Genomic DNA, 18,003 nt, shown 5'->3' with positions numbered 1-18,003 from the left:
CCGTCACATGGCAGTCTATACCGAAGTGCCGGACGATGCGCTGGCTGCGTTTCTCGAAGGCTATGACATCGGCAGGCCCGTCGCCTGCCACGGCATTGCGGAAGGGGTGGAGAACAGCAATTTCCTGCTGAAGACCACCGAGGCCACCTTTATCCTGACGCTCTATGAGCGCCGGGTGAACCCCGGGGAACTGCCATGGTTCCTCGGGCTGATGCAGTATCTGGCCGCGCGCGGGCTGTCCTGCCCGCTGCCGGTAGCCGACCGCCACGGCCGCACGCTGCGTGAACTGTGCGGCAGGCCTGCCGCCATCACCACCTTCCTGCCCGGCAAGGGGGCCGTGGCGGTGGATGTGGATATGTGCGCGCAGGTGGGCACCGCCATGGCGCGGCTGCACCTGCTGGGCGAGGGGTTTGTTGCCGAGCGCCCCAACTCTATGGGGCCGCAGGCCTGGACCGGGCTGCTGGATGCCTGCCGCGCGCGCGGTGATGAACTGCGCGCGGGGCTCGTGCGCGATATCGGGGCGGTGCTGGCCCGCGTGCTGCCCGCATGGCCGGGGGTGGGCAACAACCCCACCCTGCCGCGTGGGCAGATCCATGCCGACCTGTTCCCCGATAACGTGTTTTTCCGTGACGGGGTGCTTTCGGGCATCATCGATTTCTATTTCGCCTGCACCGACTGGTATGCCTATGACCTGGCCATTACCATCAATGCCTGGTGTTTCGATGCCGACCATCGCTTCATGCCCGCGCGGGCGGCGGCCATGATTGCGGCCTACCGCCACGTGCGCCCGCTGGAAGAAGCGGAAGACGCGGCCCTGACCACGCTGGCCACGGGGGCGGCCATCCGCTTTACGCTCACCCGGCTGTATGACTGGATCAACACCCCGCCCGATGCGCTGGTCACGCGCAAGAACCCGCTTGATTATCTGGCGCGCATGGAATTCTTTGCCGCCCATCTGGGTCAGGAATTCCCCGCATGAGCGACGACACATCTCCGGCCGGCGTGGCGCAGCCCACGACCGATCTGGTGGAAATCTGGACCGATGGCGGCTGCAAGCCCAATCCCGGCCCCGGTGGCTGGGGGGCGCTCCTGTGCTTTCGCGGGCAGGAGCGTGAGCTTTCGGGCGGGGAGGCGGAGACCACCAACAACCGCATGGAACTCACTGCCGCCGCCGAGGCGCTCGAGGCCCTCAAGCGCCCCTGCCGCGTGGTGCTGCATACCGACAGCGAATACGTGCGCAACGGCATCACGCGCTGGAGCACCGGCTGGGTGCGGCGCAAGTGGCGCAATGCGGCGGGCGACCCGGTGGCCAACATGGACCTGTGGCGGCGGCTGCTCGATATCAGCGCAAGGCACGAGATCGAGTGGAAATGGGTGCGCGGGCATTCGGGCGATGTAAATAACGAGCGCGTGGACCAGATGGCCACCGCCGCGCGTGATGCGCTGGGCATCGCCTACCCCAAACGTAAAAAATGACGCCGCCCCCCGGCATCCGGCTTGAAGGCGTCGGGCTGGACTTTGGTAGCGCCCCGCTGTTTCGCGGGCTGGACCTGCTTCTGGCCGCCGGGCACATGACCGTGCTGCTCGGCGCAAGCGGGGTGGGCAAGACCTCGCTGCTGCGCATGATTGGCGGGCTGGCCGTGCCGGATTACGGGCATATTGTCGCTGATGATGGCCTGCCCCTTGCGGGCAGGGTGGCGTGGATGGGCCAGCAGGACCTGCTGCTGCCCTGGGCCAGCGTGATTGATAACGTGACACTGGGCGCGCGCCTGCGTGGCGGGCGGCCTGACCGCGCCCGCGCGCGCCACCTGCTGGGCTGCGTGGGGCTGGCCGATCAGGCGGGCATGCTGCCTGCCGCCCTGTCTGGTGGCATGCGCCAGCGCGCGGCCCTTGCGCGGGTGCTGTATGAAGATCGCCCCGTGGTGCTGATGGATGAACCCTTTTCCGCGCTCGACAGCGTCACGCGCGCGCGCATGCAGGATCTGGCCGGGCGCATGCTGGCCCAGCGCACCGTGGTGCTGATTACCCATGACCCGCTCGAGGCCTGCCGCCTGGCTGATACCATGCTGCTCATGGCAGGCAACCCCGCCACCCTTACCCGCATGGACGTGCCCGAGGGCGCCGTGCCGCGCCCGGTCGATGCCCCGGCGGTGCTGCGCGCGCAGGCGGGCCTGCTGCGGCGGATGATGCAATGACACCCCCCATCCGTTCCTGTGCCCTGACGGTGGCCCGTGCGCAGCCACACCGGCTGCGGTGGGGGGCGCAATGAGAGGCCGCATTTTCCCTTCGGTAGAGACGGCGTGCGCAGTCGTATTGGCGGGGAGGGCCATGACAGGCTTCAGCTCTCCCCATGTCATGAAAGCGCGGTGCCCGGTATCTGGTGTGTCGGTGCCGCCCACGCGGTCATGCTGGTGGCGGGGGCGATGACCCGGCCCGCTTCCCATCGCGCCATGGCGGTGCTGCGCCCGGTGCTGACCTGTGCCGGGCTGGTGGCCCTGTGGGGGGCGCTGGCGCGGTGGGGGCATGTGCCGCCCTACATGCTGCCTGCGCCGGATGCCGTGGCGCGCGCCCTGTGGTCGGGCCGCGCCCAGCTTGAACCTGCGGCCCTGACCACGCTGGAGGAAACCCTGCTTGGCCTTGGCATCGGCATCGGGGCGGGCAGTGCGCTTGCCATCGCCATGGCGCTGTGGGCGCCCCTGCGGCGTTGGGTCATGCCGATGGTGCTGCTCAGTCAGGCGGTGCCGGTTTTCGCACTCGCGCCGCTGCTGGTGCTGTGGTTCGGATTCGGCATGGCATCCAAGGTAGTGATGGCGGTGCTGGTCATCTTCTTTCCCGTTACATCAGCACTTGGCGATGGCCTGCGCCAGACCGAGGCGGGGTGGATGGACCTGGCCCGCACCATGGGGGCCACGCGCTGGCGCGTGCTGGTGCATATACGCCTGCCCGCCGCCATGCCCGCCTTTGCCACCGGCGTGCGCATGGCCACGGCCATTGCCCCCATCGGGGCGGTGGTGGGGGAGTGGGTGGGGGCATCCTCCGGCCTTGGCTTTCTCATGCAGACGGCGAATACCCGCTTCCAGACCGACCTCATGTTTGCAGCCCTTACCGTGCTGGCCGCCATGACCGTGCTGCTGTGGTGGGGGGTGGACAGGCTTCTGGCGCGGGCGCTGTACTGGCGGCCAGCCCATGCGGATATTGATTAAGGTATTGTTTTAAAAAGGGTAAAAGTTTTTTTCTGCCGCCCTTGTTTCAAAAAGGCGGCGTTCCCTGAAGTTTTTTGCACAAAGCTTCACCAAAAACTTTCTCATGTTTGCGCCGTGGTTGACGGAACTGTTGTAACAGGCCACCACCAACACACCGCGCAACCCATGCAGGACAGGATGCCCATGACACGCCCCATCATTCTTGATCTGACACCCGGCGCGCAGGCAGCGGCAACCCTGCTGGCCGCCCTCCAGTTGCCCACGCATGTGCGGCTGGCGGGCGTGCTGTTCAGCGGTGAGGCCACGGAGGTCGGGGTTGCCATGGCCCATGCGCGCGACATGCTCGACCAGTATGGCCTGGCGGATGTGGGCGTCTACGCAGGTGCGCCCGGCCCGATGGTGCCTCCCTATGGCGCGGGGCGCAGCCTGCCTGCGGGCCATGACGGGCTGGGGGCGGCCGCGCTGGTGCAGGCCATACGCGCCTGCCCGCCCGATAGCGTGAGCGTGTGCTGTAGTGGCCCGCTGAGCACGCTGGCCCTTGCCATGGTGCAGGCCCCCGATCTGGCGGGACACCTGCATGGCGTGGTCATTGCGGGCGGCGCCTTTCATGTGCCGGGCAATATGACGACGGTGGCCGAGCGCAATATCGCAGCCGACACCGAGGCCGCATCCGTCGTGCTGGGGATGGACGTGCCGGTCACGCTCGTGCCGCTCGACTGCACCTCCCGCTTCGTGGCCGATGCGGTGTGGATGGAACAGCTCGCCCCGATGGGCCGCGACCCGGCCTCGGTCGCGGGCCGGGTGCATGCCGATCTGGTGGCCGCCCGCATGGGCCGCGGCGGTGGCAACGGGGCCGACCTTGCGCTGGCGCCCGCCGCCCCCCTGCTGGCACTGGTGGCGCCTACCCTGTTCAGCGGGCATCTGGCACATGTGGAGGTGGAATGCTGCGGCACGTTCACCCGGGGCATGACCGTGATCGAGCCGCTCGGGCCTTCGGGCGGCCTGCCCAATGCCCTCGTGCTCGAGCGCATGTCGGTTGATGCGGCGCGTGGCGTGCTGCGCGAGCTGCTGTTGGCCGCGGTGCAGTGACGCGGGGCACACGCCGCCGGAATTGCACAAAAATACAACGATATGATGCAAACTTTGCCCTTGGGCGATCATGACGGTTGCAGAACCGCCATCCGGTCCAGTATTGGTCCCGGCATTCCGGTGTGCCTGCGGGCGCGAATGTTGAGAACTTTGATGCGTGTGGCGGCACGGAGGTCTTCTGTATGGAGCGGTCTGCAACATCCCCTTCGGCCCTGACCGGGGCGGCAAAGGGAAACGGGGATGCCGTATTCGCCGCCATTGTCCGCTGTAGCGCAGCCCTGATCCTGCTGGGGCTGGGTGGCATGGTTGCCGTCATGGCCTGGGGGGCGCGCGGCGCGTTTGCCAGATTCGGGCCGGGCTTCGTGTTCGACAAGGCGTGGAATCCCGTCACCCAGCATTTTGGTGCGGCCGCCCCCATGTTCGGCACGGTCATCACCGCGCTGCTGGCCATTCTTCTCGCCGTGCCGCTGGCCTTCGGCATTGCCGTGTGGCTGACCGAGATCGCCTCGGCGCGGATCGCGGGCGTGATCGGCACGCTCATCCAGCTTCTGGCCGCCGTGCCGTCCATCATCTTCGGCATGTGGGGCTTTGCGGTGCTGGTGCCGTTCATGGCGCATTATGTCGAGCCGCTGGCCAGCCACACGCTGGGCCGGGTGCCAGGCATCGGCACGCTGTTCCGTGGCGCGCCCTACGGCACCGGCTTCCTGACCGGCGGCATGATCCTCGCGGTCATGATCACGCCCTTCATCTGCGCGGTGATGCGCGATGTGTTCCTGTCCATCCCCGCCGTGCTGAAGGAAAGCGCCTACGGGCTGGGCATGACGCGGTGGGAGGTGGTGCGCCGCATCATCCTGCCATGGTCGCGCTCCTCGGTGGTGGGGGGCGTGATGCTGGGGCTGGGTCGCGCGCTGGGCGAGACGATGGCCATCACCTTCGTGATCGGCAACGCCAACCATATCGGCTGGTCGCTGTTCTCGCCGGGCAACACGATCGCCTCGCTCATCGCCCTCGAATTTCCCGAAAGTGCGGTGGGCAGCCTCAAATTTTCCTCCCTCATGGCGGCAGGGTTCCTGCTCATGCTGATCTCCCTGGGCACGCTGGTCTGTTCGCGGCTGCTCCTGCGCACCAAAGCGGCGGGCCGCTGACATGACCACCCATCCGACCACCCCAGCCGCACAGGCAGCCCCCTGCGCCGGCGCGCGCTGGCAGGGCAACAGCGTGTCCGACATCCGCCGCCGCATGGTGGACCGCGTGGCCACCGCCCTGTGCTGGGCAGCGACCGTGCTGGTGCTGCTCATGCTGTTTTCCATCCTGTTCGTGCTGGTGCGCAACGGGGTGGGTGGCCTGCGCTGGGTCACGTTCGTGCATGTGACCCTGCCGCCGGGGCAGGCGGGGGGGCTGGCCAACGCCATCGTGGGCAGCCTGATCCAGACCGGGCTGGCCGTGCTGATCGGAGCGCCTGTAGGGCTGTTGGTGGGCATCTACCTTGCCGAGTTTACGGCCACTGACGGGAAGCTGATCAATTTCGTCCGCTTTGTCTCCGACCTGCTGCTTTCGGCCCCGTCCATTCTGGTGGGGCTGTTCATCTACATGATCGTGGTGGTGCCGAGCGGGCATTTCTCTGGGCTTGCGGGGGCGCTGGCGCTGTCCATGCTGGTGGTGCCGGTGGTGGTGCGCACCACCGAGGACATGCTGCGCCTGGTGCCGCTGGCCATGCGCGAGGCGGCGATTGCGCTGGGCGCGCCACGGTGGCGGATGATCCTGTTCGTGTGCCTGCGCGCCGCGCGCGAGGGGGTGGCGACGGGCATCCTGCTGGCGCTGGCCCGCGTATCGGGCGAGACGGCGCCGCTGCTGTTCACCTCGCTGGGCAACATGAACTGGTCGATGGCCCCCGGCAAACCCATGGCCAGCCTGCCGGTCACCATCTACCAGTATGCGGGTGCAGCCTATGCGGACTGGACCGCGCTGGCCTGGACCGGCGCGCTGCTGATTACGGCGGCCATCCTGATGATCAACATAACCGTGCGGCTGGGGCTGGGACGTAACAGGAAATGAACATGACAGTCGCGCAGAATGATGCCGCGCCCGCAGCGATCTCGGTGCGGAACCTCGATTTCTATTACGGCGCGCACCATGCGCTCAAGAATATCTCCATCGACTTCCCGCAAGGGCAGGTGACGGGCATGATCGGGCCTTCAGGCTGCGGCAAGTCCACGCTGCTGCGCGTGCTCAACCGCATGTACGACCTCTACCCAGGCCAGCGCGCCACGGGCGAGGTGATCTTTGATGGCTGCAACATCATCGGCCCGAAGGTGAACCTCAACGTGCTGCGCTCGCGCGTGGGCATGGTGTTCCAGAAGCCCACGCCATTCCCCATGTCGATCTATGACAACATCGCCTTTGGCGTGCGCCTGCATGAGCGGCTCGACCGCGCGGCGATGGAGGCGCGGGTGGAAGACGTGCTCAGGCGCGTGGCCCTGTGGCCCGAGGTGCGCGACCGGCTGCGCGATTCGGCGGCGGCCCTTTCGGGTGGGCAGCAGCAGCGCCTGTGCATTGCGCGCACCATCGCCACCCGCCCCGAGGTGGTGCTGCTTGATGAGCCGACCAGTGCGCTCGACCCGGTCTCGACCGCGCGCATCGAGGAACTGCTCGATGAGCTGAAGGCCGATTTCACCATCGCCATCGTCACCCACAATTTGCAGCAGGCCGCGCGCTGCGCCGACCAGGTGGCGTTCTTCTACATGGGCGAGGTGGTGGAGGTGGACAGCGCCGACCGCATGTTCACCACGCCCCGTGAAAAGCGCACGCAGGATTACATTACCGGGCGCTTTGGCTAGCTGTGCCCGGACCTTACATTTTGTAGCAAGTTTGTCCCTATTGAACCGGGCGGGGTGATGTAGCGTTGCGTTTACAGGCCTTGTGTCAGCCGCAGGCTGCATGCAGGGTATGAAGCAGGTTATAACAGGAGTAGACTTGGTTCCCATGATGAAGAAACTGATTCTCGCTGCCACGATCGTCGGCGGTATGGCAACCGGCCTTTCCGGTCAGGCTTTTGCAAAGCATCACCATGGCCCGCCGCCGCCGCCGGGTGGTGGCTGCGGCATGATGGCTGGCCCGATGGGCGGCCCGGGTGGCGGTGGCTACGGCATGCCGTTCCTTGGCAACGTGCAGCTGACCTCGGCCCAGCACAAGAAGCTGCAGGCGATCCTGAAGGACAGCCACCCCGATTTCCGCGCCGACATGGAGCAGGAGCACGGGCTGCACAAGCAGATCCAGACCCTGCTCGTGGCACCGGGCAAGGTTGACGAAGCGCAGATCGTCAGCCTGCAGCAGCAGATCACGGCCATTCATCAGCGCCATGAAGCCGCCCGCCTGCAGACAGCCATCCGCATCCACGATATCCTGACGGCCGACCAGCTGAACCAGATCCGCACGACGCAGGACAAGATCGACAGCCTGCACGAGCAGCTGCGCGCGCTGACCGCGCCCCCGCAGCCGCCGGAAGATGCGAAGAAATAAGACCGCCCTGCCTGCCCCGCGCAGGTGAGGCCTAAAAGAAGCGGCTGCCCGGCTCCGTGCCCGGCAGCCGTTTTTTATTGCGGATTCCCGGCAATGCTTGACAGGCAGGGGCAGGGCGCGATACATCCGCCCGACTAATCAGGCACGTCACTTCGCGAGGGTTCGCGCAGTGGCGCGTCTTCTTTTGGGGAAATACGTTGTTCGAGACGCTGTCAGGCAAGCTTTCCGGTGTGTTCGATGGTCTTGCCAAGCGCGGGGCCCTGTCGGAAGCAGATGTTACGGAAGCAATGCGCGAAGTGCGTCTGGCCATGCTGGATGCCGACGTGGCGCTGCCTGTCGTCAAGGATTTCGTCAACAAGGTGCGTGAACGTGCCGTGGGCCATGAGGTGCTCGACAGCATCTCGCCCGGCCAGGCCGTTGCCAAGATCGTCAACGATGCGCTGATCGATGCCCTTGGCGGCGCCGGTGCGGTTCCCCTCAACCTCAATGCCGCCCCGCCGGTGCCGATCCTGATGGTCGGCCTGCAGGGCTCGGGCAAGACCACCACATCGGGCAAGATCGCCCGCCGCCTCGCCCAGCGCGAGCGCAAGAAGGTGCTGCTCGCGAGCCTCGATACCCAGCGCCCCGCCGCCCAGTTGCAGCTCGCCCAGCTGGCCGAGCGCGCGGGTGTGACCTCGCTGCCCATCATCGCGGGCCAGACGCCGGTGCAGATTGCCGAGCGCGCCATGGATACGGGCCGCCGCGAGGGGTATGACATCGTCATCCTAGATACCGCTGGCCGCCTGTCCATCGATGAAGCGCTGATGGACGAGGTCCGCGCCATCCGTGCCGCGACCGATCCGGCGGAGACGCTGCTCGTCGTCGATGCCATGACCGGGCAGGACGCGGTCAACACCGCCAAGGCGTTCAACGAGGCCGTGGGGGTGACCGGCGTGGTCATGACCCGCATGGATGGCGATGCCCGTGGTGGTGCCGCCCTGTCCATGCGCGCGATCACGGGCGCGCCGATCAAGCTGACCGGCTCGGGCGAGAAGCTCGACGCCCTGGAGGAATTCCACCCCGAGCGTGTTGCCGGCCGTATCCTCGGCCTTGGCGACATCGCGGGCCTGGTGGAAAAGGCCGCCGATACCCTTGATCATGAGGAGAGCGAGAAGCTCGCCCTCAAGATGATGCAGGGCAAGTTCGATCTGGATGACTACGCCGCCCAGATCCGCCAGATCAACAAGATGGGGTCCATTTCCGGCATTCTGGGCATGCTGCCGGGCATGGGCAAGCTGAAGGACGCGCTGGGCGACAAGGAGCTTGATACCTCCGTGCTCAAGCGCCATCAGGCCATCATTTCATCCATGACCCGCAAGGAGCGGCGCACGCCCTCCATCATCAAGGCCTCGCGCAAGAAGCGCATCGCCAGCGGGTCCGGTACGACCGTGCAGGAGATCAACCGTCTGCTCAAGCAGTATGACGCCATGGCCTCCATGATGAAGCGGTTCAGCAAGTTGGGCGTGAAGGGACTGATGCGTCAGGGTCTGTCCGCACTCATGCCAAACGGGGGTCGCCCCCCGGGCGGCGGCGGGCGGCCACCTTTTGGCTGAGCCTGAGCGTCGTTCCCGTTTTTTCTTTTTGTCTTTCTACTGTCTGGAGAAATCTTAAATGAGCCTCAAGATCCGTCTCGCCCGCGCCGGTGCGAAGAAGCGCCCCTACTACCACATTGTCGTGGCTGACAGCCGCTCCCCGCGTGATGGCCGCTTCATCGAGCGCGTGGGTTCGTACAACCCGATGCTGCCGTCCGACCACGCCGACCGCGTGCGCCTGGTGGCCGAGCGCATCACGCACTGGCTGTCCAACGGCGCGCTGCCGACCGACCGCGTGGCCCGTTTCCTGGGCAACGCTGGCCTGGCGCCGAAGCCGACCTGGAACGAGCAGCCCAAGAAGTCCGCGCCCAAGAAGCGCGCGCAGGAGCGTGCCGCCGCCGCTGCCGAAGCAGCCGCAGCGTAACTGACGCGATAGACAGGCAGGAAAGGCAGGCAGTCATTCCATGAACCGCGATCAGGTCCTGATGGGTGTGGTGGGTCGTCCGCATGGCGTGCGGGGGCTTGTGCATGTGCACAGCTACACCGCCGTGGCGGAAGACCTGGCCACCTATGACGGGCTGGTCGATGATCTGGGCCGCCCGTGGCGGCTGACATGGCATGGCAATGGCATCGCCCGGCTGCATGATGCGGCAGGCAATACCATTGATAGCCGTGAGGCCGCCCAGCAGATGGTCAACCGCAAGCTGTACGTGCCGCGCACCAGCCTGCCCGAACCCGATGCGGATGAATTCTACTTCGCCGATCTGGTCGGGCTGGAGGCGCGCGAGCAGGGCAGCGGGTGGGTGATCGGCCGCGTGATGGCCGTGCATGACTATGGCGCGGGCACCAGCCTTGAAATCGATGGGGCAGGGGGCAACCTCCTGCTGCCGTTCACCGAAGGTTGCGTGCCGGTGGTGAATGTGCGCGCGGGCTGGATTGAAGTCTGCCTGCCCGACGAGATCGAGGTTCCGGTCGAATGCTTTCCCGGCACGGCCAGCGCGGATGATGCGCCATGACGTGGCAGGCAACGGCACTGACGCTGTTCCCCGCCATGTTCCCCGGCACGCTGGGGCAGTCACTGGCCGGGCGTGCGCTCGAGCGTGGCATCTGGTCAATGGATGCGCGCGACATGCGTGACTACGGGCTGGGCCGCCACCGGGTGGTGGATGACACGCCCTTTGGCGGTGGCGCGGGCATGGTCATGCGGCCTGACGTGGTGGCTGCGGCCATTGCCGATATCGACCGCGCCGGTCGCCCGCTGGTGTATCCCACGCCACGCGGTCGCCCGCTGGCGCAGGCCGATATCCGCCGCTATGCGGCGGGGCCGGGCGTTGTGGTGCTGTGTGGCCGCTACGAAGGGGTAGATGAGCGCGTGCTCGAAGCCTCTGGCGCCGAACAGGTCTCGATCGGGGATTACATCCTCTCGGGCGGGGAGGTGGCGGCAACGGTGCTGCTTGATGCCTGCGTGCGGCTGCTGCCGGGCGTGATGGGATCGGGCGAGAGCGCGGTTGAGGAAAGCTTTGCCGACGGCCTGCTTGAATATCCGCTTTATACCAAGCCGGCGCAATGGGACGGGCGCGACGTGCCCGAGGTCCTGCTGTCCGGTCATCATGCCGCGATCGCCAAATGGCGCCGCGCGGCATCCGAGACGGTGACGCAGGCGCGTCGGCCGGACCTGTGGGCGGCCTACCAGGCCCGCACGGGTCAAGACACTCCCCGGACTACAGGCCCCCGTGCCGATGTGGACCGGCTGAACTGAACATGAAATCCTATCGAACGAGGACCGGATCATGAATGTTATCCAGAAGTACGAGGCGGAAGAGATCGCCCGCCTGACCGCCATCCGCGCGGTGCCCGAATTCGCGCCGGGTGACACCGTGCGCGTGGGTGTGGAAGTGGTTGAAGGCACCCGCAAGCGCGTGCAGAACTACGAAGGCGTGGTCATCGCCCGCTCCAACAAGGGCCTGAACAGCAACTTCACCGTGCGCAAGATTTCCAACGGTGAAGGCGTGGAGCGTGTGTTCCCGCTGTATTCCCCCACCATTGCCGAGATCGCCGTGGTGCGCCGTGGCGTTGTGCGCCGCGCGAAGCTGTATTACCTGCGTGGCCGTCGCGGCAAGTCCGCCCGTATTGCCGAGCGCAAGCGCGAAGTGGCAGCACCCGCCGCGACCGCGGCAGCCGAGTAATACACCGACCCTTCGCCCGTTTCCTGCCGCATGGTGGAAACGGGCGAACCGTTTCATGCAAGATTTTCCGGCTGCCTGTTGCGTGCGTCGTTTGCGCGTGATGGCGGCCTGTTTCCGTCCGGGAGAGGATAAGCAAGATGGCCCCGCGCACATTGTTCGACAAGATATGGGACAGCCATGTGGTCGAAACCCTTCCGGACAAGACGGCCATCCTCTACATCGATCGCCATCTCGTGCACGAGGTCACGAGCCCGCAGGCGTTTGAAGGCCTGCGCCTGAGCGGCCGCCGCCTGCGCCACCCGGATGCGACGATTGCGGTGGTGGACCACAACGTGCCCACATCCGACCGCACCCAGCCGATCGAGGAGGCGGAGAGCCGCAACCAGATCGAAACGCTCGAGCGCAACGTGAAGGAATTCGGCGTGCCGTATTTCCCGCTGCTCTCGGCGCGGCAGGGCATCGTGCATGTGGTGGGCCCCGAGCAGGGCATCTCGCTGCCGGGCATGACCATCGTGTGCGGCGATAGCCATACCTCCACCCATGGCGCGATGGGCGCCCTGGCATTCGGCATCGGCACGTCCGAGGTCGAGCATGTGATGGCGACCCAGACCATCCTGCAAAAGCCGGCCAAGAACATGAAGGTGGTGGTCGAGGGGCAGGTTGGCCCCGGTGTGACCGCCAAGGACATCATGCTCGCCATCATCGGCCATATCGGCACGGCGGGTGGCACGGGGCATGTGATCGAATTCGCGGGCTCGGCCATCCGCGAGCTCGACATGGCGGGCCGCATGACGATCTGCAACATGTCGATCGAGGCCGGTGCCCGCGCGGGGCTGGTGGCCCCTGACGAGACCACGTTCGAATACGTGCGCGGCCGCCCCTTTGCGCCGAAGGGCGAGGCGTTTGACGCGGCCGTGGCCTATTGGAAGACGCTGGCCGCCGATGAGGGTGCCCATTACGACCGCGTGGTCGAGCTCCGCGCCGAGGACATCACGCCGGTGCTGACCTGGGGCACCAGCCCCGAGACGGTCATCCCCGTTACCGGCACCGTGCCCGACCCGGCAGCCGAGGCCGACCCCGGCAAGCGTGCCCAGATGCAGCGCATGCTGGACTACATGGGGCTTGAAGCGGGCCAGAAGATTGCGGGCACGCCGGTTGATGTCGTGTTCATCGGCTCATGCACCAACAGCCGCATAGAGGACCTGCGCGCTGCCGCTGCCGTTGCAGCAGGCCGCAAGGTGGCTGAGGGCGTGCGGGCGATGATCGTGCCCGGATCGGGCATCGTGAAGGCGCAGGCGGAAGAGGAAGGGCTGGACAAGGTGTTCCTTGAAGCCGGGTTCGAATGGCGCGAGGCCGGGTGCTCCATGTGCCTTGGCATGAACCCCGACCGGCTGACGCCGGGGCAGCGCTGTGCCTCCACGTCCAATCGTAATTTTGAGGGCAGGCAGGGCCCCGGCGGGCGCACGCACCTGCTCTCGCCCGCCATGGCGGCCGCTGCTGCCGTGACCGGATGCCTGACCGATGTGCGGGAGCTGATCTGAAAATGGATAAATTCACTGTTCTCTCGGCCGTGGCGGCCCCGCTGCCTGAAGAAAACATCGACACCGACAAGATCATTCCCGCGCGCTTTCTCAAGACCACCAAGCGCACCGGTCTTGGCGTGCATGCGTTTGACAGCATGCGCTATCGGGCGGATGGATCGGAGAACCCGGATTTCGTGCTGAACCAGGAGCCTTACCGCAAGGCGGAGATCCTGATCACGTATGACAATCTGGGCTGTGGTTCCTCGCGCGAGCATGCGCCGTGGGCGCTGCTGGATTTTGGCATCCGCTGCGTGATCGCGCCGTCATTCGCCGATATCTTCCATAACAACTGCTTCAAGAACGGCATCCTGCCCATCGTCCTGCCGCATGATGTCTGCACGCAGTTGATGGAAGATGCCCGCATGGGCGGCAATGCGCGCCTGACCATCGACCTGCCCCGGCAGGTGGTGGTGCGGCCCGATGGCACCGAGGTGCCGTTCGCTGTCGACCCGCTGCGCAAGAAGCTGCTGCTCGAAGGGCTGGACGATATTGGCCAGACGCTGCAGCACGAGAAGGAAATCACCTCTTTTGAGGAACGCCGCGCGAAGGCGCAGCCGTGGATTCCGCGCATCGTGCTCGATTGAGCGGGCAGGGCGCCCGCCTGCAGCCGCACGGCAAAGAGCATTTGACAAACCTGATTGAAACCGGATGGGAAACCTCATGTCCGCACCCAAGAAGCTGCTGATCCTGCCTGGCGATGGCATTGGCCCCGAGATCATGAACGAAGTCCGCCGCATCATGGACTGGATGGCGCAGGCACGCGGCATCCGCTTTGATGTGAGCGAGGACCTCGTGGGTGGCGCATCGCTTGCGGTGCATGGCCAGCCGATTACGCAGGAGGTGATCGATGCGGCGCGGGCGGCGGATGCGGTGCTGTTCGGCTCGGTGGGTGACCCGAAATGGGCTTCCGCCGGGTTTGACCGCCGGCCCGAGATTGCGATTCTCAAGCTGCGGCAGGAACTTGGCCTGTTCGCCAACCTGCGCCCGGCCAAGGTGTTCGACTCGCTGGCCGATGCCAGCACCCTCAAGCCCGACGTGGTGCGCGGCCTCGACATCATGATCGTGCGCGAGACGGTGGGCGGCATCTATTTCGGCAACCCCCGTGGCATCGAGACCCTGGCCGATGGCACGCGCCGTGGCATCAACACCGAGGTTTACACCACGCCGGAAATCGAGCGCGTGGCCCGCGTGGCATTTGAACTGGCCCGCAAGCGCGATAACCGCGTGTGCTCGGTCGAGAAATGCAACGTGATGGAAAGCGGCCTGCTGTGGAAAGAGGTCGTGACCGACCTGCATGCGCGCGAATACCCCGATGTGCAGCTCACCCACATGCTGGCCGATAACTGCGCCATGCAGCTTGTACGCAACCCGCGGCAGTTTGATGTGATCGTGACCGGCAACCTGTTTGGCGACCTGCTGTCCGACCTGGCCTCGATGCTGACCGGCAGCCTGGGCATGCTGCCTTCGGCCACGCTGGGTGCGAAGGGCGAGGATGGCCGCATGCCCGCGCTGTATGAGCCGATCCATGGCAGCGCGCCCGACATTGCGGGGCAGGGCAAGGCCAACCCGCTGGCGCAGATCCTCTCGTTTGCCATGCTGCTGCGCTATTCGTTCGACATGCAGGACGATGCAGCCCTGATCGAGCAGGCGGTCTCCAACGTGCTGGACCGTGGCCTGCGCACGCCTGACATCATGAGTGCGGGCAAGACGGAAGTGAACACGGCAGGCATGGGCACCGCCGTGGTGGAAGAACTGGCGCGGCTGAATAAGGCGGGCTGATTAAACCCCCCTTACCAGGAAGCCCGGCATGATGTTCATGCCGGGCTTTTTATTTGGAATAACGAATGGAAGTTTTTGGTGAAGCTTTTTTCAAAAAGCTTCAAGGAACGCAGCCTTTTTGAAAAAGGGCTGCACCCAAAAACTTTTACCTTTTCACAATCCTGGCTTGAGCACGTAGCCCTTGCCGCGCACGGTCTGCAAAAAGCGGGGCTCCTTGGGGTCGGGCTCGATGCGGCGGCGCAGGCGGGTTACCTGCACATCCACGGCACGCTCGCCAATTTCCTCCATGTCCAGCGTGCTGGCGATGGCGGTGCGCGACAGGATCTCGTTGGGGTGGCGGGCCAGCACCGAGAGCAGTGCCGATTCGCCGCCTGTCAGGTGCACGATTCCCTCCGCATTCGACAAAAGCCCCCGCACGGGGTCGAACTCCAGCTCGCCCAGCCGCACGATGCGCAGGTTGCTGCTTGGTGCGGGCGGCACGAAGCGGCGCAGATGCGCCTTGAGCCGCAGCAGCAGCTCACGCGGCTCGAACGGCTTGGCCAGATAGTCATCGGCCCCGGCTTCGAGGCCGATGATCCGGTCTTCCGGCTCGCCGCGTGCGGTGAGCAGCAGGATGGGAAAGTTCAGGTTGTCGCGCCGCAGCTCGCGCGTCAGTTCCAGCCCGTTTTCCCCCGGCATGGTAATGTCGAGCACCAGCGCATCAGGCTGCATGAAGCCCAGCACCTGCCGCGCCTCCTGCGCCGAGCACGCGGCGCTGACCCGAAAGCCCTGCTCGCTGAGGTAACGGTGCAGCAGGCGGCGCAGGCGGGGGTCATCATCCACCACCACTACATGGGCATCCATGATCATGCTGTCGTGGGGGAGGGCGGAATCGCAGGCCGTCTGGATCATGAAGAACTCCGGTCAGGAGGGTGAAAGGCATCGGTGGATACGCCGGGCGTGGCCGATTCGTCTATCAGGCCGCGCATGACGCGGCGAAAACCGTCAACCGCCCGCCCCCCCGCATTGCGGTACACCCGTAGCAGCACTTCACGTTGCAGCGAAAAGAGTCGGGTTTCAATCTCCGCCCCGCGCGCGCTCAGGTAAAGGCAGCGCCGCCTGCGGTCCTGTGGCGTGGTTTCGTGGCGCAGCAGGCCATGGGCCACCAGTTCGCCCAGCGTGCGGCTCATGCTCTGCTTGGTAATGCCCAGCACATCAAGCAGCGCGCCCACGGCAATGCCCGGCTGCAGCGCCACGGTCTGCATGATGCGGTAATGCGCGTGGCCCAGCCCGTATTCCTGCAGGGCCGGGTCGATCACGTTGCCAAAGGCGCGGCAGGCCAGCAGCAGCAGTTCCTGCGCCTGGCGCATGTCCTCATCGCGCAGGAACAGGAGTTCCACGCCCGCGCCCGCCACAGGGGCAGGGCGCGCAGCAGGCGGCCGGGGCGGGGTGGTCATGGCAGGCGGCTGGGCGTCAGGCGATGCGGCCGGCCAGCCGGTTGCGCAGGCGGGTGATGCGCCCGATCTCGGCAAGCCTGCGGTCAAGGAATTCCTCCACCGAGGCCGGGTTGCCCCCGCGCGTGAGCCAGAACAGCAGGGTGGCGACATAGACCCCGCTCAGGCTCAGCCGCTTGGTCATGTAGGTGAAGCCGGTGGAGGAATCACCCGCCGCCTCCCATATCGCATTGACGCTGCGGCCCAGCACATGGGCCAGGCTGCGGGCATGGGTGGGCACCAGCAGCACCGCCAGCGCCTGCCTTATGGCCGCGCGGTGGGGGGCGGCGCGTTCCAGCCGGAACAGGATGGCCGCGCGCACCCGGCGGCTGATCTTGCGGCTGCGGAAGGTGTGGGCATGGCCCAGCATGTCGCGGTCCATCAGGTCGAAGCAGGCCGCGGCCAGTTCCGCCATGCCACCGGGAAACAGCAGGTCCGAATCCGGCCCGGCGCATTGCCGCAGCAGCGCCGGTGTCCAGGCGTGGGCGCCTGCGCGCGAATCGGCCAGGAAACGGTGGAGCAGCGCATCACCTTGTGGTGAATGCGTTATGGCGGGCGGATGCAGGCACGCCGCCGCGCGGGCAACCAGGGCGGAAGGGTTCATGGGCGCTCTCCATAACGGGCCATTTCGCTGTCAAAGCCCATGCGGCCAAGGTTGGTCATGCGCATGGGGTAGAGGATTCCGTTCAGGTGGTCGTATTCATGCTGCAATACATTGGCCAGAAAGCCCGATGCAACGCCTTGCACCACGTGCCCGTGCGCATCCAGTCCCCTGTAGGCCACGCGGGCATGGCGCGGCACCCAGCCCCGCAGGCCGGGAATGGACAGGCAGCCTTCCAGCCGGTCCACCATCTCATCGCCCACCGGCTCCAGCACGGGGTTGATCAGGGCGGAAGGCGGCCGCGGCGGGTCATCCTCGCCCGTGCTGCGGGCCAGCGGCACATGGTAGACGAACAGCGCCAGCCCGTGATGCACCTGTGGCGCCGCGAGTCCCGCGCCCCCTGCATCGAGCATCGTCTCGATCATGTCGGCTACCAGCGTGCGGATGGCGGGGGCCTGCGTATCGGCTACCGGCTGTGTTGGTTGCAGCAGCACCGGATGGCCCATGCGGGCGATCTTGAGCAGCGTCATGCAGCGAAAGGCCTTCCTGTTTTGGGGAACATGTATATGACAGCGTTGGTGCGCAAAGCGCAGCACCAAAATTCATGCGCCCCGATATGCGGGAATGATTTGTGTTGCGCAGCGCGAGTGTGATATAGGTGCGGCCCGTTTGGGAATCGCACGAAGGGAATGGCCTCGGGCGGACGTTCCCCAAGTTTCAGTTTCATGGATCATCCATACCGGATGGCAGATCAGGAGTTGACGACCCAGTGCAGGTTCTCGTTCGTGACAACAATGTTGATCAGGCCCTCAAGGCCCTCAAGAAAAAAATGCAGCGTGAAGGCATCTTCCGCGAAATGAAGCTGCGTCGCCACTATGAAAAGCCGTCCGAGCGCAAGGCGCGCGAGGCAGCCGAAGCCGTGCGCCGCGCCCGCAAGATGGAGCGCAAGCGCCTTGAGCGTGAAGGCTTCTGATCCTTCGCGTATCGGAATACGGGTCAT

22 protein-coding genes are annotated in these 18,003 nt (G+C 65.9%); 18 read left to right on the top strand and 4 right to left on the bottom strand.

The window, feature by feature from the left end; all coding sequences use genetic code 11:
* Window positions 1–7 precede the first annotated feature (7 nt).
* The 17 genes from DV027_RS03600 to leuB all read left to right on the top strand — a co-directional run bounded on the left by DV027_RS03600 (window position 8) and on the right by leuB (window position 14,930).
* Entirely contained in the window at window positions 8–979 is a 972-nt protein-coding gene (locus tag DV027_RS03600) for a homoserine kinase (protein WP_130730562.1), read from the top strand.
* The gene (gene rnhA / locus DV027_RS03595; protein ID WP_130730561.1) at window positions 976–1,476 is read left to right on the top strand and encodes a ribonuclease HI; all 501 of its coding nucleotides are present in this window, start codon (window positions 976–978) and stop codon (window positions 1,474–1,476) included. Before DV027_RS03600 ends, rnhA begins: the two co-directional genes overlap by 4 nt.
* The gene (locus DV027_RS03590; RefSeq protein WP_130730560.1) at window positions 1,473–2,195 is read left to right on the top strand and encodes an ABC transporter ATP-binding protein; all 723 of its coding nucleotides are present in this window, start codon (window positions 1,473–1,475) and stop codon (window positions 2,193–2,195) included. The genes rnhA and DV027_RS03590 overlap by 4 nt, the downstream gene beginning before the upstream one ends.
* 228 nt (window positions 2,196–2,423) lie before the next feature.
* Entirely contained in the window at window positions 2,424–3,203 is a 780-nt protein-coding gene (locus tag DV027_RS03585; protein WP_130730603.1) for an ABC transporter permease, read from the top strand.
* Window positions 3,204–3,386: 183 nt separating this feature from the next.
* Window positions 3,387–4,292 carry a nucleoside hydrolase gene (locus tag DV027_RS03580; protein ID WP_130730559.1) on the top strand — a complete coding sequence of 302 codons (906 nt, stop codon included), beginning with the start codon at window positions 3,387–3,389 and terminating at the stop codon, window positions 4,290–4,292.
* 182 nt (window positions 4,293–4,474) lie between these two features.
* Window positions 4,475–5,437: a phosphate ABC transporter permease subunit PstC gene (gene pstC / locus DV027_RS03575; protein WP_130730558.1), complete on the top strand. Its 963-nt coding sequence runs from the start codon at window positions 4,475–4,477 to the stop codon at window positions 5,435–5,437.
* A gap of 1 nt (window position 5,438) precedes the next feature.
* Window positions 5,439–6,347, top strand: coding sequence for a phosphate ABC transporter permease PstA (pstA, locus tag DV027_RS03570; RefSeq protein WP_130730557.1), 909 nt, complete (start codon window positions 5,439–5,441; stop codon window positions 6,345–6,347).
* Window positions 6,344–7,129 (top strand): phosphate ABC transporter ATP-binding protein PstB, encoded by a 786-nt coding sequence (gene pstB, locus DV027_RS03565; RefSeq protein WP_078524450.1) that lies wholly within the window; start codon window positions 6,344–6,346, stop codon window positions 7,127–7,129. The genes pstA and pstB overlap by 4 nt, the downstream gene beginning before the upstream one ends.
* Window positions 7,130–7,274: 145 nt before the next feature.
* Complete coding sequence (locus DV027_RS03560; protein WP_130730556.1) at window positions 7,275–7,811, top strand: Spy/CpxP family protein refolding chaperone; 537 nt, start codon at window positions 7,275–7,277, stop codon at window positions 7,809–7,811.
* Between the two features lie 197 nt (window positions 7,812–8,008).
* On the top strand, window positions 8,009–9,403 hold the full coding sequence (ffh, locus tag DV027_RS03555; protein ID WP_061272112.1) for a signal recognition particle protein: 1,395 nt from the start codon (window positions 8,009–8,011) through the stop codon (window positions 9,401–9,403).
* A 58-nt stretch (window positions 9,404–9,461) separates the two neighbouring features.
* Window positions 9,462–9,806: a 30S ribosomal protein S16 gene (gene rpsP, locus DV027_RS03550; RefSeq protein ID WP_010506467.1), complete on the top strand. Its 345-nt coding sequence runs from the start codon at window positions 9,462–9,464 to the stop codon at window positions 9,804–9,806.
* Window positions 9,807–9,846: 40 nt separating this feature from the next.
* On the top strand, window positions 9,847–10,398 hold the full coding sequence (rimM, locus tag DV027_RS03545; protein WP_130730555.1) for a ribosome maturation factor RimM: 552 nt from the start codon (window positions 9,847–9,849) through the stop codon (window positions 10,396–10,398).
* The gene (trmD, locus tag DV027_RS03540) at window positions 10,395–11,141 is read left to right on the top strand and encodes a tRNA (guanosine(37)-N1)-methyltransferase TrmD (protein WP_130730554.1); all 747 of its coding nucleotides are present in this window, start codon (window positions 10,395–10,397) and stop codon (window positions 11,139–11,141) included. Before rimM ends, trmD begins: the two co-directional genes overlap by 4 nt.
* A 31-nt stretch (window positions 11,142–11,172) precedes the next feature.
* Complete coding sequence (gene rplS / locus DV027_RS03535; RefSeq protein ID WP_130730553.1) at window positions 11,173–11,568, top strand: 50S ribosomal protein L19; 396 nt, start codon at window positions 11,173–11,175, stop codon at window positions 11,566–11,568.
* A gap of 137 nt (window positions 11,569–11,705) precedes the next feature.
* Window positions 11,706–13,109: a 3-isopropylmalate dehydratase large subunit gene (gene leuC, locus DV027_RS03530; protein ID WP_130730552.1), complete on the top strand. Its 1,404-nt coding sequence runs from the start codon at window positions 11,706–11,708 to the stop codon at window positions 13,107–13,109.
* 2 nt (window positions 13,110–13,111) lie between these two features.
* Window positions 13,112–13,735, top strand: coding sequence for a 3-isopropylmalate dehydratase small subunit (gene leuD / locus DV027_RS03525; RefSeq protein WP_130730551.1), 624 nt, complete (start codon window positions 13,112–13,114; stop codon window positions 13,733–13,735).
* Between the two features lie 76 nt (window positions 13,736–13,811).
* On the top strand, window positions 13,812–14,930 hold the full coding sequence (gene leuB / locus DV027_RS03520) for a 3-isopropylmalate dehydrogenase (protein ID WP_130730550.1): 1,119 nt from the start codon (window positions 13,812–13,814) through the stop codon (window positions 14,928–14,930).
* 153 nt (window positions 14,931–15,083) lie between these two features.
* On the opposite strand, the gene DV027_RS03515 is transcribed toward leuB, so the two are convergent.
* The 4 genes from DV027_RS03515 to def are packed head-to-tail and all read right to left on the bottom strand — an operon-like array spanning window position 15,084 to window position 17,533.
* Window positions 15,084–15,821 (bottom strand): response regulator, encoded by a 738-nt coding sequence (locus DV027_RS03515; protein ID WP_130730549.1) that lies wholly within the window; start codon window positions 15,819–15,821, stop codon window positions 15,084–15,086.
* Window positions 15,818–16,366, bottom strand: a complete 549-nt coding sequence (locus DV027_RS03510) for a MarR family winged helix-turn-helix transcriptional regulator (protein WP_165399096.1) — start codon at window positions 16,364–16,366, stop codon at window positions 15,818–15,820. Before DV027_RS03510 ends, DV027_RS03515 begins: the two co-directional genes overlap by 4 nt.
* 16 nt (window positions 16,367–16,382) lie before the next feature.
* Entirely contained in the window at window positions 16,383–17,006 is a 624-nt protein-coding gene (locus tag DV027_RS03505; RefSeq protein WP_130730548.1) for a COQ9 family protein, read from the bottom strand.
* Window positions 17,003–17,533, bottom strand: a complete 531-nt coding sequence (def, locus tag DV027_RS03500; RefSeq protein ID WP_130730547.1) for a peptide deformylase — start codon at window positions 17,531–17,533, stop codon at window positions 17,003–17,005. The genes DV027_RS03505 and def overlap by 4 nt, the downstream gene beginning before the upstream one ends.
* A 239-nt stretch (window positions 17,534–17,772) precedes the next feature.
* Here def and rpsU point away from each other — a divergent pair, with 239 nt between their 5' ends.
* Window positions 17,773–17,976: a 30S ribosomal protein S21 gene (gene rpsU, locus DV027_RS03495; protein WP_010506446.1), complete on the top strand. Its 204-nt coding sequence runs from the start codon at window positions 17,773–17,775 to the stop codon at window positions 17,974–17,976.
* The last annotated feature ends 27 nt before the right edge of the window (window positions 17,977–18,003 follow it).

Source organism: Komagataeibacter xylinus, from assembly GCF_004302915.1.
In the GTDB taxonomy this organism is placed as follows: domain Bacteria; phylum Pseudomonadota; class Alphaproteobacteria; order Acetobacterales; family Acetobacteraceae; genus Komagataeibacter; species Komagataeibacter xylinus_C.
Note: the sequence above shows the minus strand (reverse complement) of the source record. Positions and strands in the feature narration are given on the sequence as shown.

Bases quoted from the DNA above. Each gene is read 5' to 3' on its own strand.
- DV027_RS03600 (WP_130730562.1), top strand. From the start codon at position 8: ATGGCAGTCTATACCGAAGTGCCGGACGATGCGCTGGCTGCGTTTCTC.
- rnhA (WP_130730561.1), top strand. From the start codon at position 976: ATGAGCGACGACACATCTCCGGCCGGCGTGGCGCAGCCCACGACCGAT.
- DV027_RS03590 (WP_130730560.1), top strand. From the start codon at position 1,473: ATGACGCCGCCCCCCGGCATCCGGCTTGAAGGCGTCGGGCTGGACTTT.
- DV027_RS03585 (WP_130730603.1), top strand. From the start codon at position 2,424: ATGACCCGGCCCGCTTCCCATCGCGCCATGGCGGTGCTGCGCCCGGTG.
- DV027_RS03580 (WP_130730559.1), top strand. From the start codon at position 3,387: ATGACACGCCCCATCATTCTTGATCTGACACCCGGCGCGCAGGCAGCG.
- pstC (WP_130730558.1), top strand. From the start codon at position 4,475: ATGGAGCGGTCTGCAACATCCCCTTCGGCCCTGACCGGGGCGGCAAAG.
- pstA (WP_130730557.1), top strand. From the start codon at position 5,439: ATGACCACCCATCCGACCACCCCAGCCGCACAGGCAGCCCCCTGCGCC.
- pstB (WP_078524450.1), top strand. From the start codon at position 6,344: ATGAACATGACAGTCGCGCAGAATGATGCCGCGCCCGCAGCGATCTCG.
- DV027_RS03560 (WP_130730556.1), top strand. From the start codon at position 7,275: ATGATGAAGAAACTGATTCTCGCTGCCACGATCGTCGGCGGTATGGCA.
- rpsP (WP_010506467.1), top strand. From the start codon at position 9,462: ATGAGCCTCAAGATCCGTCTCGCCCGCGCCGGTGCGAAGAAGCGCCCC.
- rimM (WP_130730555.1), top strand. From the start codon at position 9,847: ATGAACCGCGATCAGGTCCTGATGGGTGTGGTGGGTCGTCCGCATGGC.
- trmD (WP_130730554.1), top strand. From the start codon at position 10,395: ATGACGTGGCAGGCAACGGCACTGACGCTGTTCCCCGCCATGTTCCCC.
- rplS (WP_130730553.1), top strand. From the start codon at position 11,173: ATGAATGTTATCCAGAAGTACGAGGCGGAAGAGATCGCCCGCCTGACC.
- leuC (WP_130730552.1), top strand. From the start codon at position 11,706: ATGGCCCCGCGCACATTGTTCGACAAGATATGGGACAGCCATGTGGTC.
- leuD (WP_130730551.1), top strand. From the start codon at position 13,112: ATGGATAAATTCACTGTTCTCTCGGCCGTGGCGGCCCCGCTGCCTGAA.
- leuB (WP_130730550.1), top strand. From the start codon at position 13,812: ATGTCCGCACCCAAGAAGCTGCTGATCCTGCCTGGCGATGGCATTGGC.
- DV027_RS03515 (WP_130730549.1), bottom strand. From the start codon at position 15,821: ATGATCCAGACGGCCTGCGATTCCGCCCTCCCCCACGACAGCATGATC.
- DV027_RS03510 (WP_165399096.1), bottom strand. From the start codon at position 16,366: ATGACCACCCCGCCCCGGCCGCCTGCTGCGCGCCCTGCCCCTGTGGCG.
- DV027_RS03505 (WP_130730548.1), bottom strand. From the start codon at position 17,006: ATGAACCCTTCCGCCCTGGTTGCCCGCGCGGCGGCGTGCCTGCATCCG.
- def (WP_130730547.1), bottom strand. From the start codon at position 17,533: ATGACGCTGCTCAAGATCGCCCGCATGGGCCATCCGGTGCTGCTGCAA.